Source organism: Bacteroidota bacterium, from assembly GCA_036522515.1.
GTDB lineage: Bacteria > Bacteroidota > Ignavibacteria > UBA10030 > SZUA-254 > VBOC01.
In genome coordinates this window covers 295885-312368 of record DATDFQ010000043.1, presented here as the reverse complement: position 1 = coordinate 312368, position 16484 = coordinate 295885, and the positions used below count along the sequence as shown (strand labels likewise).

Genomic DNA, 16484 nt, shown 5'->3' with positions numbered 1-16484 from the left:
AAACCAGAGGTGAGACAACTATGAAAAAACTTCATCTGTTCCTCGGCGCGGCGCTCCTCCTTTCGGGCGGGCTCCATCAGGCGTATTCCGCGGAGGGGAAAAAATCCCTTCTGCGGACGGCGCAACAAATGACGGGAACGGGTCCCTTCTCGACGCTGATGAACATTAACAACCTCTCGATGTGGATCGAATACGACGGATCCTCGGCGAGAAATCCGAGCACAGGCAACTCGGGCGTGACGTTTCCGCGCGGAACGTCAACACCCATCTTTGCGGACGGCCTGATCTGGGGCGGCCAGGTTCACGACGGCGGCGCGCAACTGCTCCGTGTGAACGGACAGACGTACCAGCCCGGGACGGTCGGCGGAAAGATCATCTCCAAGGGGGTGGCCGAATCTGCGGGAGACCAGAGCGTGCGCATCTACCGTGTGCGGCGCGACTGGCAGACCGCAGACCTGAGGCAGGACGCGGCCGAGCTCTTCTCGAAGGGGCTCTCCGCCGTGTCGCAATCGGATATCGACCAGGTTCGCGAACAATACCGGAAAGACTGGGTCGAGTGGCCGGCGGATAAGGGAGCTCCCTATTATGACCGGGACGGCGTCCCGGGATACAACCCCGATCCGAACGCCACCGCCGGCCCGTCGACGGACGAGCCGGGGATCGCGGATGCGGACCAGGTGGTCTGGTTTGTGATGAACGACCTGAATGCGGCCCAGAGCCAGTCGTTCCTGGGCTCCGACCCGATAGGGCTGGAGGTCCAGTCGACCCTCTGGGGGTATGCAAGGACCGATCCTCTCGGTAATGTGATCTTCAAAAAATTCCGGTTCATTTACAAGGGCACCGCGAGCGGAGCGTCCGATTCCCGCATCGACAACATGTATATCGGTCAGTGGGCGGATCCCGACCTCGGCGATTATAGCGACGATTTCGAGGCGTGCGATACGACCCTGAGCCTCGGCTATGTCTATAATTCATCGGCGGTGGATGCGAGTTATAAGGTCTTCGGGGTTCCTCCACCGGCGGTCGGGTACGATTTCTTCGCAGGACCGAAGGTGGTGTCACCCGGTGACTCGGCGGTATTCGATCTGAAGAGGATATACGGGTATCGAAACCTCCCCATGACATCCTGGATTTATTTCGCGGCCGGCGGCACCTACTCCGATCCCCCGTTCAGTTACGTCGGCGCCGGTCAATGGTATAATTTGCTTCGCGGATTGACTCCGATCACCGGCGCGCCGTTCGTCTACCCGGGCGGAGCTGAAACAAAATTCTGGCTGAGCGGAAATCCCCAGGCCGGCACGGGGTACCTGGACGGAACGATCGACAACCCGGGCGACCGGCGCCAGATGCTGAGCACGGGACCGTTTACGATGGTGCTGGGCGACACGCAGGAAGTGGTTGTCGCACTGGTCGCGGGGCTCGGCGGGGATAATATCTCGAGCATCGGCGTGCTCAAGGCGAACGACAAGGCGGCGCAGAGCGCGTATGACAATCTGTTCAATCTCCCGAAACCGCCCCCTTCCCCGAAGCTCAGGATCGCGGCCCTGAATCAAAAGGTCGTGCTCGACTGGGGATGGGACTCGGCCGCGGTTGCGGCGACAGAGTCGTTCAACCGCCTCGGCGTGAGGTTTGAGGGATACAACGTCTATCAGCTACCCACCTCCTCGGCGGATTTTTCGAAGGCGGTGCGCCTGGCCACGTTTGACCTTCAGAACGGAATCAGAACGATCGTCGATACGGTCTTCGATATCGAGCTTGGGCTGAACGTTCAGGCGATCCGGCAGCGCGGCACCGACAACGGGATCGTCCGGTTCCTCGAACGGACCAGCGATACGTTGCGCGGTGGACTCCCCCTCGCGAACGGGCAGCGGTATTACTATGCCGTTACCGCGTACGGATATTCGGATACCTCGACCGCTCTTTCCCACGCCTCCGAGACGACGCTGCAGATCATCACGGTCATCCCGCAAACGACGAACCCGGGCGTGCGGATCGGAGCCGACTTCGGGGATGCTGTCACGGTCGTCCATGATTCCGGAAAGAGCGACGGAAAGGCCGTGATCACGGTGGTGAACCCGCCTGTCTTGACGGGAAAAACGTATCAGGTGCATTTCAAGAATGTTCAGACCGCGTTCGCCTACGGGCCCGATGCGACCGACACGCGCGACACGGTGGTCGTGCCGATCCTGCACTGGTACCTTATCTCCGGCAACGACACCCTCTATAATGGAGTCAACCAGGGGACGGCGGTCGTCATCGATCCGGGCGACGGAAATCTCGACCCTTCGCCTCCTCCGAAGTTTGGCGATGATTTCACCTATCCGACGGTTGACGGCTTCTATATCACCGTAAAAGGTCCGCCTCCGCTTCTCAATGCCGACCGGTCGGGACACACAGGGACGGAGTGGTGGACGGGGGGATTTGCCGCCGCGAGGTTTGTCGTCGGTGGTCCGGGCGCGGCCGTATTGAATTATATGGCTTCGACAGCCGCCGATATGTCGAATTATCTCGGCGCCGTGAGCACGACGCTCGATCCTTCCCAGTACGACGACATCGAGTTTCGCTTTGCGGACGGGGGCACGTTGACCCAAAATGCCTACCGGTACAGACGGAGCGGAACCTATAAGTACCAGGACTATGTCCCCGTGCCGTTCCAGGTCTGGGACGTTGCGGATCCCAATAATCCGCGCCAGTTGAATTGCGGGTGGAGGGACCAGAACGCCAACGGGGCATGGGATCCGAACGGCGGAGTCGAAGTCATCTTCGTCGCCAAATCGACGTACGACGGCGCTTCGCCCAGCACCTACGGTACCACGGTCGGCTCCGACGCCAATAATCTCGTCAATGCGGATGTCATGTTTGTCGCCGAGTGGATCAGCGACAACGGAGTGCAGTCCGACATCAAGACGAGCGTCATCCATGTGTCGCCGAATTATGTAAACTCCGCGAACGACGTCTTTACATTCAAGACTCCGGAGGGTGCGACGTTCAAAGGTGACGCGGTCGCCAAGAACGACGTCACGAAGATCAACGTCTTCCCGAACCCGTATTACGGGTTCAACCGCGCCGAGACGAGCAGGTTTGCACGGTTCGTCACGTTCGATCACCTGCCTCCGGGCGATTGGAGAATTCGAATCATCAGTCTCGCGGGCGTGCTGGTGAGGTATTTCGACCCCACTTCCACCGGCGAGAACTCCGTCGATCAATTCGCGACGTGGGATCTCAACAATCAAAACGGCCTGCCCGTGGCGAGCGGAATCTACATCGCATACATCGAACTGCCGAAACTCGGGGTGACGAAAACGTTGAAGCTCGTGATTATACAGGAACAGCAAGTCCTTGATTTTTATTGATATCGGACGGGTGTCATGATTGCACCAATGCGGATTGAAAGGAGATTATCATGAATAGCTCAACCGTGCAAAGAGCCCTCGGACTCTTCGTACTGATTCTTGTCGTCGCATCGCTCGGGTACGCAGGCGGAACGAACCGGGCCGGGACCAACGCCGCGCCGGAACTCCTGATTCCCGTGGGCGCCCGCGATATCGCGATGGGGGGCGCTTCAATCGCGACGACTTCCGGAATCGATGCGATTTATTGGAATCCGGCGGGCCTTGCCAGATCCACCTTCGGAACGACGGCGATGTTTTCGCATATGACCTACATTGCCGACATCCCGGTGAATTATGTCGCCCTCGGAGCATCCTTTGCGGGTTTCGGCACGCTGGGTTTCAGCCTGAAATCTCTCGGGATCGGAGACATCCCGGTGACGAACGAGGACTATCCGGACGGAACAGGCGAGATTATTTCACCGACCTATGTTACGATCGGGCTCACCTACTCCAGGCAGCTCGCCGACAACATCGGAATCGGCGTCACCGCCAACCTGATCAGTGAACGGATCGATCGCGTGAGCGCCTCCGGATTCGGTTTCAACGCCGGCGTGCAGTACTCCGGCCTGGGAAACATACCGGGCCTGAACATCGGGGTCGCGGTGAAAAACATCGGGCCGCAGATGAAGTTCGACGGGACGGCATTGGTTCTGCCCGGTGAGGTGGGCGACGGAAGACAGGGATTCTACAGCGTGAACGCGGGCTCGTTTGAACTCCCTTCGACGATCGAAATAGGCGCTTCCTATACGACACGGCTCTCCGAGGATAACGCGCTCACGTTTGTTTCGCTCTTCGAGAACAACAATTTTTCCGCCGATGAATACAAGGTCGGGGCGGAGTATGCGTTCCGCGACAATTTCTTCATCCGGGCCGGCTGGGACCTGGCGGGGGATCAGACCAATGAGAGCCTGACAGCTCTCTCCGGGGTGGATAAGGCGACCTATCTGTTTGGAGGGACCGCGGGCGCAGGCATCCATTCCCAGGTGGGTGATCTCGATCTCACGGTTGATTATGCGTACCGGGCCGTCAAGTTTCTAACCGGCAACCACGCTATCACGCTCAAGCTCGGATTTTAGCCGGTGTGGAAGCTCCGGTTCGGACGGCGCCGGAGGCTTGTTCAGAATGCCGCCGCATGTGTTGCCGGTGCGACACTTCTTGGCGCGGTCGCCGCGGGGGGTGACGGAGGGACGGGGGGTTCCGCAAGCGGGGACCTGTTCGAGCACGCCAGGGCGTGTTCTGTCGATCCTTCCGGCAACGTGTATGTGATAGACGGCGGCAACAGCAGGATCGTAAAGCTTTCGCCACAATGGGAGGTGCTTCAAACGGCCGGCGGGTACGGCTGGACCGATCAGGCGTTCGATCATCCCGCGGATGTGACTGCCCCCAATGGACTGGATGTCTACGTCGCCGACTACGGCAACCACCGAATCCAGCGGTTGGACCGGGATCTGAGCCTCCTCTCGTCGTTTTCAACGCGGGACGATGCGGACGCTTCGGTGCGGTTTGGCTACCCCCAGGGAGTGGCTCAATCACGATTCGGATCGATCTTCATCGCGGACGGCGAGAACCGGCGAATCCTGAAAGTCAATACGTCGGGCTCCGTCGAGCAGGAATTCGGGGATCTTGGCGCGGGGGAAGGGCGGCTCTCTTCCCCCTCGAGGATTCGGATCGGAGGAGACGACCGGGTCTTCGTTCTGGACAGCAACCGGATTGTCGTCTTCGATATCTTCGGCAATTTCATCGAGACTTTGGGAAAAGGGTACTTCAACCACCTCCGGAGCTTCACCGTCGAGGGGAAGATCCTTTTCGCCCTTGATAGTTGTACTCTGTACGCGTTGAACCGGGAGGGAGGGCGCGTTCGTCCGCCCGTACCGGTGGTGTTGTCGGCCGGCCCCGCCCTGTGCGAGGCCGTCGACATCGATGTGCAGGACGACCGGCTCTACCTTTTGACGGAGCATCGCGTTTCGGTCGAACGGATCGATGTTGACCGCCTCCGGCAGGAAGATGCGGACAAATAGTACGGTAGGCGCAGCGCCGTATGCGGCAAGTAAAGTCTGCGGGATGCAGGATCACACTAATCGATAGGAGGGTGTATGGCCGGAAAGAGTCTTAATAAAGTCACGCTCATCGGCAATCTGGGCAAGGATCCGGAGGTGAGTTACACGGCGTCCGGAGTGGCGGTGGCGAAATTCTCCGTGGCGACAAACGAGCGGTGGAAGGACGCCGAAGGCAATCCCCAGGAGAGGACCGAGTGGCACAACATCGTCGCATGGCGGAAGCTTGCCGAGATCTGCGGCCAGTATCTCAAGAAGGGAAGCAAGGTTTACCTCGAAGGGAAGCTCCAGACGCGATCGTGGGACGACAAGAATACAGGCGTCAAGCGCTACACGACGGAAATCATCGCAGACGATATGATCATGCTCGACGGCAGGCAGGCAGGGGGAACGACGGATGCTCAGCCCGCCCCGGAGGAACAGGGAGCGGCGGAAAAGGACGATCTCCCATTCTAGCGAAGCAGCTCCGACTCATCCATCACGGCTGACCCTCCCGGCCCGCTGAATCGCCATCGGATCCTGAATATGAAACTGCCCCTCTGTCGGGTCTCGCTCTGCTTTGTGCTCCTGGTCGCCGGTTCTGCCCCCTCCGCAACCCCCATTCCGGTTCGATCAAGGCATGCGATGGTTGTCACAGCGCACAGGCTGGCGTCCCAGGTGGGTGTCGACATCCTGCGGAGAGGGGGGAATGCGGTCGACGCAGCCGTCGCGGTCGGGTTGGCGCTCGCGGTCGTCTATCCGGAGGCGGGAAATATCGGCGGCGGCGGATTCATGCTCGTCCGCAAGCGGGACGGGTCCGCCGCAGTCATCGATTTTCGCGAGAAGGCTCCCCGAGCCTCGAGCGGCACGATGTATCTTGACAGCGCGGGAAACGTCACCGACAAAAGCTTCGACGGCGCGCTTGCTGCAGGGGTGCCTGGCAGCGTATCCGGACTCCTCGAAGCCTTGCGACTCTATGGCTCGATGAGCATTCGTGACCTAGCCCGGCCCGCCGTCGGCCTGGCGGAGAACGGATTTATTGTGGATCGGCATCTCGAAGCCTCCCTCGACAGCAGTTGGGGCAAATTATCAGAATTTCCGGCGGCGATGGCCCTGTTTTCGAGACATGGTGCTCCCCTTCGGGAAGGAGATACCCTGCGTCAGCCCGAGCTGGCCCGGACGCTCGGAAGGATTCAGCAATTCGGCGCCGACGGGTTTTATCGCGGCGAAACCGCGCGCCTGCTGGAAGAGGAGATGCGCCGGGGGGGAGGGATTGTCACCCGGCGGGACCTGGAAGAGTATCATCCTGTCCTCCGGACTCCCCTGAGGGGTTCGTACCGCGGGTACGAGATTCTCACGACCCCGCCCCCCTCCTCGGGAGGGTTGTGTCTCCTGGAGATGTTGAACATATCCGAAGGGTATGACCTTGGCTCGATGGGGTTTCATTCTTCGAACGCTGTACATTTCGTCGCAGAAGCGATGAAACGGGTGTATGCCGACCGGGCGGAGCTGATGGGCGATCCGGCTTTTGTCGAAATCCCGGGGGAAGTGCTTGCGTCAAAGAGCTATGCAAACGGGAGGCGGGCTGAGATCGATTCGCTCCGCGCCACAGAGAACATGCGCGTTCGATCCGGCATCGAGAATCCCCATGAAGGACGGCACACCACGCACTATTGCGTCGTGGACGAGCAAGGCACCATCGTTTCGACCACCACCACGCTGAACGACCTCTTCGGATGCAAGGTCGTTGTCGCCGGGGCGGGGTTCTTTCTCAACGACGAAATGGACGATTTCAGCGCCAAGCCCGGGGTGCCGAATGCGTACGGGCTTATCGGGGGAAGGGCGAATGAGATCGCTCCGTCCAAACGCCCCCTGAGCTCGATGGTTCCCACCATCCTGCTCAAGGACGGGAAACCCTGCCTGGTACTCGGAGCGAGGGGGGGATCAAAAATCATCACCGCGGTCGCGCAAGTCATCAGCAACATCGCCGACTTCGGAATGAATCTGGAAGAGGCCGTGGAGGCCCCCCGGTTTCACCACCAGTGGCGGCCGGACTCCCTGGTCTACGAGCGGTTTGCCCTGGCGCGGGATGTGGTGCAAAAGCTGGAGGAGAGGGGGTACCATCTGAGGGAAACAGATTCCCCCCTCGGTGAACTCGAAGCGCTCTGGCTGGATGCCGCCGGCGGGTGGATCTATGGGGTCCCGGATTCAAGGGAAGGCGGAGTTGCGCTCGGTTATTGAGGAAGTCGATTCGCACTTGACTTCTTATTCCGGGCGTCGTATATTGCCGTTGAATCAAGTTCTTTTCCATACTTCGTGCCGGTGAAGGGAATTCCGTGCCTCCCGGTCCGCGCTCAGCGTGGGACCATGGAGAATTCGGAAGCTGCCCCGCAACTGTAATCCCGATTCCGTCCGGTCATTCCGGCGGAATTGAGCTTCGGGCTCGTAAGTCACTGTTCGGTTCCGGTTCAGATCGGATCCGGATGGGAAGACCGCCCGGGGTCGGGAAAAGCCAGGAGACCGACCGGCATGATCACCCAGAATACCTTCGCGGGAAGGTGGGTTGGTGCAACGTTCTTGTACCCCAACACTTCTTTCCGCCGGTTGGGGTTTTTTTATATATGAACGTCTGCAGTAAAATCATCGGTCCGGGAATCCTCTGCATGCTGCTCATGTGCGGGGCGCCGGCCGGGGCCGAAGCGCGCGATGGGCAGGATACGGCCCGGACCTATCCGATGGCGGAAGTGGTGGTAACCGCGACGCGGAGCCCGCTCTCGAGCTCCCGCTCTCCCTCGAGGATCTCGCTCCTTTCGCGCGAATCGATAGAACAGGCGAACGGCACAAGCCTGGGGGCGCTGATCCGGAACACGCCCGGCGTCTTTCTCAGGGAATACGGCGTGGGAGGAGCTCTTCAAACCGCATCCTTCAGGGGAATGGCGGGTGAGCAGACGCTCGTCCTGATCGACGGCGTGCCGGTGAATAACCTCCAGCTCGGACTGGCCGACCTTCGTATGATTCCCACGGACGAGATCGAGCGCATCGAGCTCGCCCGCGGCGGGGGCTCCGCCCTTTACGGCGCGAATGCGTTGGGGGGCGTCATCAACATTCTCACCGACCGGTCGTTTCACGGTTCAAGCAGTTCACTCGAGGGTTCGGCGGGCTCATTCGGCACGAGCAGGTTCTCATTCCGCTCATCGATCTTACCCGGCGACGAGTGGAGCCTGACCGCCGGCGGGGCGACTGAAACGGGCTCGGGCAACTTCCCGTTTCTTCTCCGTCAGGGGCCGATCCAGAAAGAGGAGGTTCGGACCAATTCCGACCACCGCGGATACGATCTTTTCCTGAAATCCGATTGGTACCCGCATGCAGGCCCGCGGACGAAATTCCTCCTGAGCTACGCGTCTCTCGATCGCGGAACGCCCGGACCTTTTGTCCCCGCGGGATCGCAGGGGTCGGCGCGTCAGGCGGACGATCAATTGCAGGCGATCGGCTCCGTCTCCGCGGGCCTCGGCGACCGGATCCAGCTTCTGGTCTCGGGGGATTTCCAGAGCGCCTACGAACATTACGCGGAATTCCTCTCGCTCTTCCCCGCGGATAACTACTACCGGAATGTCAGCTACGGTCTTCGCCCGCAATTCCGGTACGAACTAAACCCCTCCGGCGCCCTTCTGCTCGAATTGGAACTGGGGCGCGCGGTCGCAGACGGGAATGCCCTCGCGGAGGAGAAGTCGCAGGCCCACTCGGCAATGTTGCTTTCCTCTGAATATCGCACCGATTCTGCCGGCCACGGTCCCGCACTTTCGGTGTTTCCCTCCCTCCGCTTTGACCATTCGTCCGGCGTCGAGGGCTCCTGGAGTCCGAGGCTCGGACTCAATGTGCGGACATCCGCTTCAAGCGGCGCGGGGGCGTCTCTGACACTCCACTCCACGGCCGGCCGGGATTTTCGGCCTCCGACCTTCAATGAGCTTTACTATGCCGGAGCGGGGGGGCGCGGAAACCCCGCGCTCCTGCCCGAACGTTCGCTCAGCTTCGACGCCGGGCTGACGCTCGATGCCCCGCTGGCGGGCGATCAGGAGCTTGACGCGACGTATTATTCGATCACCACCGAGAACCGCATTTTCTGGCTCCCCGCGGGGTCGCAATTCGTCTGGAGCCCCGTGAATATCGGCCGGACGCAATCGACCGGCTTTGAGTTCGACTACCGGTGGGTTCTTCCCGGCCGCTCGGTGGAGCTGACGGGAAATTATTCATGGCTGAACGCCCGGAAAAAATTCAGTTCGGGACCGGGCGATCCGACCTACGATAAACAGCTTATCTACGTCCCCCTCGAGACCGGCGGACTCGGAGCGCTGGTCAGGATTCCGGTCCGGGGTGCGGCGGTCAGGGGATTGACCCTGCGACTCGCGGGAGAATATGTCGGCGACCGGTACACGGTGGAAGATAATTCGATCGCTCTCCCGGGTTATTTCCTTCTCAGCGGGAATGCCGGCGTCGAGCTTGAGCTGCGCAGCGACCTGCTCCTCCGGGTGAAGTATGAACTGAATAATGCCGGCAACGTTTCGTACCAGGCGCTTCCGGCCTATCCGATGCCCTTGCGGAATCACAACATTTCCATTTCCCTCACAAGAACAGAATAAGGAACATGACCATGAAGAAAGCCCGTTGGCCGGCACTCATCGCACTGGCGCTGACATTCGCTTCCTGCCGGGAGGCGAGTACCGTGTCGGTAAACCCTCCCCCGGCATCGGCTGCAGGGGCGTATGTGGTGAATGAGGGGACTTTTACAGCAGGGGGGTCGTTGTCGTATTATGACGCCCAGCGCGATACGATGTTTAACGACGTGATCGCGTCTGATTGGATATTCCCGAACGATCTGAAAGTCGTCGCCGGCAAGGGGTATCTCGCCGTCAACGGGTCGGACCGGGTCGATGTGATCGACCTGGGCACGAATCACATCGGAAAGTCGATTCATACGCCGCAATTCAGCGGGCCGGGATACCTTGCCGGCGCTGGTTCGGAACTCGTGGTCGCGAATTATGACGGTACGCTCTCGCTGATCACGACCGCAGACGACTCCCTCAGGGGAACAAGCGGCCCCGTAGTCGCCTTTCCGGGAGGAATAGCGGTTCTCAACGGAAGGGCGTTCGTATCGGACTACGGAACATACGTCAACAACCAGTTCGTCCCGGGTCATGAGCTCAAGGTCGTGAACCCAGCGACCCTGCAGGTGACGGATTCGGTCAGATTGAGCGACGCTCCGGGATCGATGACAGTGCTGAACGGAAAATTATTCGTCGTCTGCGCCGGCACCCAGAGCGTTCAACCGCGCCTTTACCAGGTTGACCCGGTCACACATCTCGCCGAGGATTCCCTCCTGATCACCGGGGCGGTTTCGGATATTGCGACCGACGGGCATTCGCTCTTCGTCTTGGAGGCCAACGGAGTCGGGAAATTCGACGTACAACCGTTGCGCACGGTCGCAAGCCCGTTCATTACGCGCGCCGGCGGGATCTTTTATTACGCCCTCGCCGCCGACGCCGCAAGCGGAGATATCTACGTGACAAACGTGGTGAGCTCGGGAGGGTCGGGACGGCTGGAGATCTACACCTACCGGGGCCTCCTGAAGCGGACGCATCAGCAGGTGGGGATATTTCCGGGGGCGATGGCGTTCAAATGACCCGGATCAGGCTTGACTGGAACGGGGGAAATGTGTATAATCTGAGTGTCCGCCTGGCACTTCATTTGAGAAAACGTCTTTACCAAAACCTGTATGTACCCTTCACGGAAGGAGATGGTATGATTCGCCGCATTGTTGTAGTTTCGCTGATCCTGCTCGCAGCGCTTTCCCGGCTTGTTCCCCATATGCCGAACGTCTCTCCGATCACCGCGCTGGCGTTGTTCGGCGGTGTCTACCTCGACAAAAAGTACGCGTTTCTGATCCCGATCGGAGCCCTGCTGATCAGCGACTTCCTTCTCGGCTTCTACCCGGGAATCGAATGGGTCTACGGAAGCTTTCTCGCGACCGGCTTGATTGGATTGTGGTTAAGGGGCCATCGCGGCGCGCTCCAGACGGTGGGCGCAACGCTCGCCGGCTCCCTGCTCTTCTTTGTGGTGACGAACTTTGGCGTCTGGACCTTAATCCCCGGGATGTACCCGCATACCCTGGAGGGACTGGGGGCCTGTTACACGGCGGCAATTCCGTTCTTCCGGAACACGCTTATCGGCGACCTCGCGTATGTCGGCTCGATGTTCGGCCTCTTCGAGCTGGTGCGGAGGTACGTCCCGGCACTCGGCGGCACTCCGGACGCGAACAGGATCTGATCCGCGCGCCGGGCGATGAGAGCGAAACTCGTACTGGAAAACGGGATCCTCTTCGAGGGGGAGTCGTTCGGTTTCGAGGGTGAAGCCGGGGGTGAGATGGTATTTAACACGAGCCTGAGCGGCTACCAGGAGATTCTTACGGACCCCTCGTATTGCGGACAGATCGTTACGATGACCTCTCCGATGATCGGGAACTATGGGGTCAACACGGAGGACATGGAATCGGGAGCGCCGCAGGTACGCGGACTGGTGGTAAAAGAATACTCCGAGCATTTCAGCAACTATCGCGCCGCGGAGAGCCTCGCTTCCTGGCTTCGGAAGCACAGCGTGGTGGCCATCCAGGGGATCGATACCCGCATGCTGACCAGGATCATCCGGGAGGAGGGTGCGATGCGGGCAGTAATCTCGACGTCGGACTGCGATGCCCCGACTTTAATTGACCGGGCAAGATCCTTGCCCCCGATGAACGGATTGGATCTGGCGAGCAAGGTCTCGACGAAGAGCGTCTACCGGTGGGAGGAACCTCATCCGCCTTCGTTCCCGCTCCCGCCGGGTTTCGAATTCGAAGCCGGGGCCGGCCAGCAGTTTCATGTCGTGGTATACGATTACGGGGTCAAACGGAACATTCTCCGCCGTCTGGCAGTCTATGGCTCGAGGGTTACTGTCGTGCCTTCCCATTACTCCGCCGAAGAAGTCCTGGCGCTGAACCCCGACGGAGTCTTTCTCTCCAACGGACCGGGAGACCCGGCTGCGGTCGGGTATGCCGTGGAGAACCTGAAACGGCTCATCGAGAAAACGCCCATCTTCGGCATCTGCCTCGGCCACCAGCTCCTTGCGATCGCACTGGGGGGGAAGACGTTCAAGATGAAATTCGGCCACCGGGGGGCAAACCACCCCGTCAAGAACCTCCTGACGAACAAGATCGAGATTACATCGCAAAACCATGGCTTCGCGGTGGATCCGGGATCGCTCGATAAGACATCCGTCGAAATCACTCACACCAATCTGAACGACGGCACCAATGAGGGATTCCGTCACCGCAAACTCCCCATCTTTTCCGTTCAGTATCATCCAGAGGCCTCTCCGGGACCGCATGACAGCGATTATCTCTTCTACCGCTTCTTCGAAGCGATGAAGGAATCGTCGGGGGTGGCTGTCTAGGCCTGATTCCCCGCTTCATCCCTTTCAGGTTCGAAGACTTCGATTTGGTTTCCCTACCCTAAGAAAGAACCTCCCAATTTCCCTACCTGCTTGATCTCATTAAGTATCTGGGTGTAAGTTATTGAAGGAAAGGCACTTACACGGTTGATCTGGAGTTGAATAACAGGAGAGTTGCTACTGGAGAGGCGTGGTGGGCGAACTAGCGACTCGTTCCCCGGGAGAGAGACTTGGGCGGCATGCTGATTCCTGCCCTGGCAGCGGCCCGCTTGAAGATCTTCCCGGCATACGCCTGAGAGAGGTGGCTAGCCCCGTTGTGACCCTCAAAGAGCCATTTCGTCGGCTTGAATTCTTTGAAGTAGAACTGAAGTTCCTCCAGCGCCTGGTTCGGAAGGGGGGCAACGTGCTCCTGTTTTCCGTTCGTGCTCCGGATATGAATCAGGTGCCTGTTCGCATCGATGTCCCCCGGTTTCAGCGCCACTGCTTCTCCGAGACGGAGGCCCGCCGAGTAAATGAGCGTCAGGAGGGCCCGATGCTTTACATTTTCAATCGAGCTTATGAGCGCCATCAGGTCGCTTTTGTCCCGGAGCACGGAAGGTGTCCGGCCGGGCCTTGAATGCGGAATTACGGTAATGCGGAAGGGGATGCCATAGACCTCCGCATAGAGAAATCGGAGCGCGCCGAGGACCGTAGCCCCCTGGTCCGGCGTCAGGGGCTTGGACCGCTGGAGGTAAAGGAGGTAGCCGCGGATATCGGTCTCGGTCAGCTGCCGGGGGTGGCAGGGGTGAAAATAGGTGGCAAACGACTCCAGCACGTGAAGGTACGCGCTCACCTTGACGGAATCATATTTTTGCCGCCGAAGCTCCCGTTTGAGGAGAGCAGAAAATGGTTCGCTCATGGAAAAAGGGTTCGCTTCCGGTGTGCTACGGGGATCAACTCTGAGTTTTAACATACTAAAAAACAGGCGGCTTGTCAAGCATTTTCCGGAGATGGTAGCGTCTGAGGCTTGGCCCCTCCTCGATTCACGCGACCTAAAGGTCGCGCCTACCGATGCCTCGGGCTTGATTTATATTCAGAAATGCTTATCTTGGTGCATCATTACCCGTTCTTCATCCTTTCACGCATCGGCAGAGACCTTGGCCCGCGCCCTCCGGCAGCTCAAAATCAGGATCACGAGGGTGAACCCCGGTGAGAATGATATCCCTCTTCCGTCATATGCGACTCCAGGCTCATCGGGAATGGACATTCATGCCGGCATCTCCGGCCTTCTCTCTGTGAAGCCGGGGGAAGCAGCGCTCGTACCCACCGGATTCTCCATCGAAATTCCGCCGGGGTACGAAGCCCAGGTTCGCCCCCGGAGCGGACTGGCCGCAAAGCACGGGATCGGCATTCTCAATTCGCCGGGCACGATCGATTCGGATTACAGGGGAGAGGTGAAGGTCATCCTCAGCAATTTCGGAAAGCAGGAATTCCTCATCCACAGAGGCGACCGGATCGCCCAGCTCGTGATCATGCCGGTCATCCGGGCCTCGTGGGAGGAGGTTTCAAGCATCGACCGGACCCCGAGGGGCTCCGGCGGATTCGGGCATACGGGGAGGTAAGGCGCCGTGAGCGGGAAGACGGATGTCGCAGAGGCCGGGGGAGCGGTGAAATTACCGGAAGCTCTCCTTCTCATCACGGGAATTTCCCTGTTTCTGTTCCTCGCCTACAGCCTGCTCGCGATCTTGTCGCCCGTTGTTCTCCTTGCCTCGATCGCTTTCTTGCTCTTCCCTCTCCGTCGGATTCCGGTTGTCCGGAGAATCCTCTGGTTGTCGCTTCTGCTCTTCCTTCTCTGGCTCTTTGCCAACCTTCTCGGGACTCTTTCCCCCTTTATCATCGCCTTTCTTCTGGCCTACGTCTTTAACCCCCTGGTCACGTTCCTGGAGAAAAGGGGGATGCGGCGATGGATCACCTCGCTTCTGCTTATCGTCATCGTTCTCGGGTCGATGGCGGCGTTCTTCATCCTGGCGATCCCCGCGATTCTGAATCAATCCGGGAGCATCGTCGCCGAGGTGTCCATATTCATGCGGGGAATCCTGACGTTTCTGAACGACAACCAGGCGGCCGATTTCCTCGCCCGCCTCGGGCTGCCGGCCGAGCAGATCCAGAGCTACCTCTCGAAGGATGTTCCCTCCCACCTCGGGGAGCTGTTGAAGTCGGTGCTCGTTGCCGCCTTCGGATTTCTTTCCAACGCCTCGACGATGATCTCGCAGGTGTTCAATTTCGTCCTGGTCCCGTTCATTACCTTTTATCTTCTCAAGGATCTTCCCCTGATCTGGAAGAACTGCTCCTCGCTTATTCCGGAAGAATCTTCCGGGTGGATCCGGGAGTACATCGCCCGCGTGGACGACGTCCTCGGGTCCTATCTGAGGGGGACGCTCATCGTCGCCGCGATCCAGGGCGTGCTGACCACCGCCGGATTGCTCCTGCTGGGCATTCAATATGCGGTCGTCCTGGGAATGCTCACCGGAATCCTGAACCTGATTCCCTATGTCGGGTTTTACACCAGCCTTGTGTTCGCGATCATCGCGGCGTTTTTGACCGGCGAGCCGGTGGTCCTGAGGGTCTTGAGTGTCGTGCTTCTCTACGTCGCGGTGAATTTTATCGAGACGACGGTCTGGTCTCCGAAGATCGTGGGATCCAAAATCGGCCTTCACCCGGTCGTGATGATTCTCTCGTTCGTCGTCTTCGGATACTTCCTCGGGTTCGTCGGGCTGATCGTCGCCATCCCCGCCACCGCCTTGCTGGTTCTGTCGGTCCGGATGTGGAGAGAGAAGCATCCACAGGAACCAACCGCCCTCCCCGCCTGATGACCGGCGGGATTCTCTATCTTGTCGCGACTCCCATCGGAAACTACGATGATATCACGTTCCGCGCCCTGAATGTCCTCAAGGCCGCCGACGTGGTGGTGTACGAGGAGCGGAGGGAGGGCCAACGCCTCCTGTCCCACTACGGGATCCCCGAGAAACTCATCGAGAGCCTCAATGAGCATACGGAAGCCGCGGCGTCGTTTCACATCCTGGAGCATCTGAAGGCGGGGAAGTCCGTCGCGCTCATTTCGGATGCCGGGACGCCCGTCTTTTCCGATCCCGGCCAGCTCCTGGTGCGCAAGGCGATCGAGAACGGCATACGGATCGTGCCGATCCCGGGGGCATCATCCCTACTGCCGGCCCTCACGGTCTGCGGGTTTCCGATCGACCAGTTTCTCTTCTACGGGTTCCTCTCGGCGAAAAGCAACAGAAGAGTGTCGGAACTGCGCCAGTTGCAAGGCGAGCAGCGCACGATGGTCTTCATGGACACTCCTTACCGCCTCGTCCCCCTCCTCAAAGACCTCTCGGAAATGTTCGGCGCCGGGCGGCGGCTCTGCGTGGCGTTCAATCTGACAATGCCCGACGAAGAGGTCTTCCGGGGGAACGCGCTCGACCTCTACCGCCTCTTCGAGAAGAAAAAGATGAAGGGCGAGTTTGTGATCGTTGTGGAGGGGGCCGGCTCCAGGCGGAAATAGTTGCTTCTCCCCTCCATTTTCGGTATCTTTTCTGGA

13 protein-coding genes and 1 riboswitch are annotated in these 16484 nt (G+C 59.6%); of the genes, 12 read left to right on the top strand and 1 reads right to left on the bottom strand.

The window, feature by feature from the left end; all coding sequences use genetic code 11:
* Positions 1-20: 20 nt before the first annotated feature.
* The 9 genes from VI215_07665 to carA all read left to right on the top strand — a co-directional run bounded on the left by VI215_07665 (position 21) and on the right by carA (position 12907).
* Positions 21-3353, top strand: a complete 3333-nt coding sequence (locus tag VI215_07665; GenBank protein HEY6192187.1) for a hypothetical protein — start codon at positions 21-23, stop codon at positions 3351-3353.
* 50 nt (positions 3354-3403) lie between these two features.
* Positions 3404-4468 (top strand): PorV/PorQ family protein, encoded by a 1065-nt coding sequence (locus VI215_07660; protein HEY6192186.1) that lies wholly within the window; start codon positions 3404-3406, stop codon positions 4466-4468.
* Positions 4469-4471: 3 nt separating this feature from the next.
* Positions 4472-5410 (top strand): NHL repeat-containing protein, encoded by a 939-nt coding sequence (locus VI215_07655; GenBank protein ID HEY6192185.1) that lies wholly within the window; start codon positions 4472-4474, stop codon positions 5408-5410.
* A 75-nt stretch (positions 5411-5485) separates the two neighbouring features.
* Positions 5486-5902, top strand: coding sequence for a single-stranded DNA-binding protein (locus tag VI215_07650; protein HEY6192184.1), 417 nt, complete (start codon positions 5486-5488; stop codon positions 5900-5902).
* A gap of 69 nt (positions 5903-5971) precedes the next feature.
* Positions 5972-7666 carry a gamma-glutamyltransferase gene (ggt, locus tag VI215_07645; protein HEY6192183.1) on the top strand — a complete coding sequence of 565 codons (1695 nt, stop codon included), beginning with the start codon at positions 5972-5974 and terminating at the stop codon, positions 7664-7666.
* Between the two features lie 62 nt (positions 7667-7728).
* Positions 7729-7969, top strand: a riboswitch (cobalamin riboswitch).
* 77 nt (positions 7970-8046) lie between these two features.
* Positions 8047-10062 (top strand): TonB-dependent receptor, encoded by a 2016-nt coding sequence (locus VI215_07640; protein HEY6192182.1) that lies wholly within the window; start codon positions 8047-8049, stop codon positions 10060-10062.
* A gap of 11 nt (positions 10063-10073) precedes the next feature.
* Positions 10074-11102 carry a hypothetical protein gene (locus VI215_07635; GenBank protein ID HEY6192181.1) on the top strand — a complete coding sequence of 343 codons (1029 nt, stop codon included), beginning with the start codon at positions 10074-10076 and terminating at the stop codon, positions 11100-11102.
* A 119-nt stretch (positions 11103-11221) separates the two neighbouring features.
* Entirely contained in the window at positions 11222-11746 is a 525-nt protein-coding gene (locus tag VI215_07630) for a DUF6580 family putative transport protein (GenBank protein ID HEY6192180.1), read from the top strand.
* 15 nt (positions 11747-11761) lie between these two features.
* Positions 11762-12907 carry a glutamine-hydrolyzing carbamoyl-phosphate synthase small subunit gene (gene carA / locus VI215_07625; protein ID HEY6192179.1) on the top strand — a complete coding sequence of 382 codons (1146 nt, stop codon included), beginning with the start codon at positions 11762-11764 and terminating at the stop codon, positions 12905-12907.
* Positions 12908-13106: 199 nt separating this feature from the next.
* Here carA and VI215_07620 read toward each other — a convergent pair whose 3' ends face one another.
* Entirely contained in the window at positions 13107-13802 is a 696-nt protein-coding gene (locus tag VI215_07620) for a tyrosine-type recombinase/integrase (protein ID HEY6192178.1), read from the bottom strand.
* Positions 13803-14040: 238 nt separating this feature from the next.
* Between VI215_07620 and dut the strand changes: the two genes are divergently transcribed.
* The 3 genes from dut to rsmI are packed head-to-tail and all read left to right on the top strand — an operon-like array spanning position 14041 to position 16448.
* On the top strand, positions 14041-14505 hold the full coding sequence (gene dut, locus VI215_07615) for a dUTP diphosphatase (protein ID HEY6192177.1): 465 nt from the start codon (positions 14041-14043) through the stop codon (positions 14503-14505).
* Positions 14506-14511: 6 nt separating this feature from the next.
* Positions 14512-15753: an AI-2E family transporter gene (locus tag VI215_07610; protein HEY6192176.1), complete on the top strand. Its 1242-nt coding sequence runs from the start codon at positions 14512-14514 to the stop codon at positions 15751-15753.
* On the top strand, positions 15753-16448 hold the full coding sequence (rsmI, locus tag VI215_07605; GenBank protein ID HEY6192175.1) for a 16S rRNA (cytidine(1402)-2'-O)-methyltransferase: 696 nt from the start codon (positions 15753-15755) through the stop codon (positions 16446-16448). The genes VI215_07610 and rsmI overlap by 1 nt, the downstream gene beginning before the upstream one ends.
* Positions 16449-16484 lie beyond the last annotated feature (36 nt).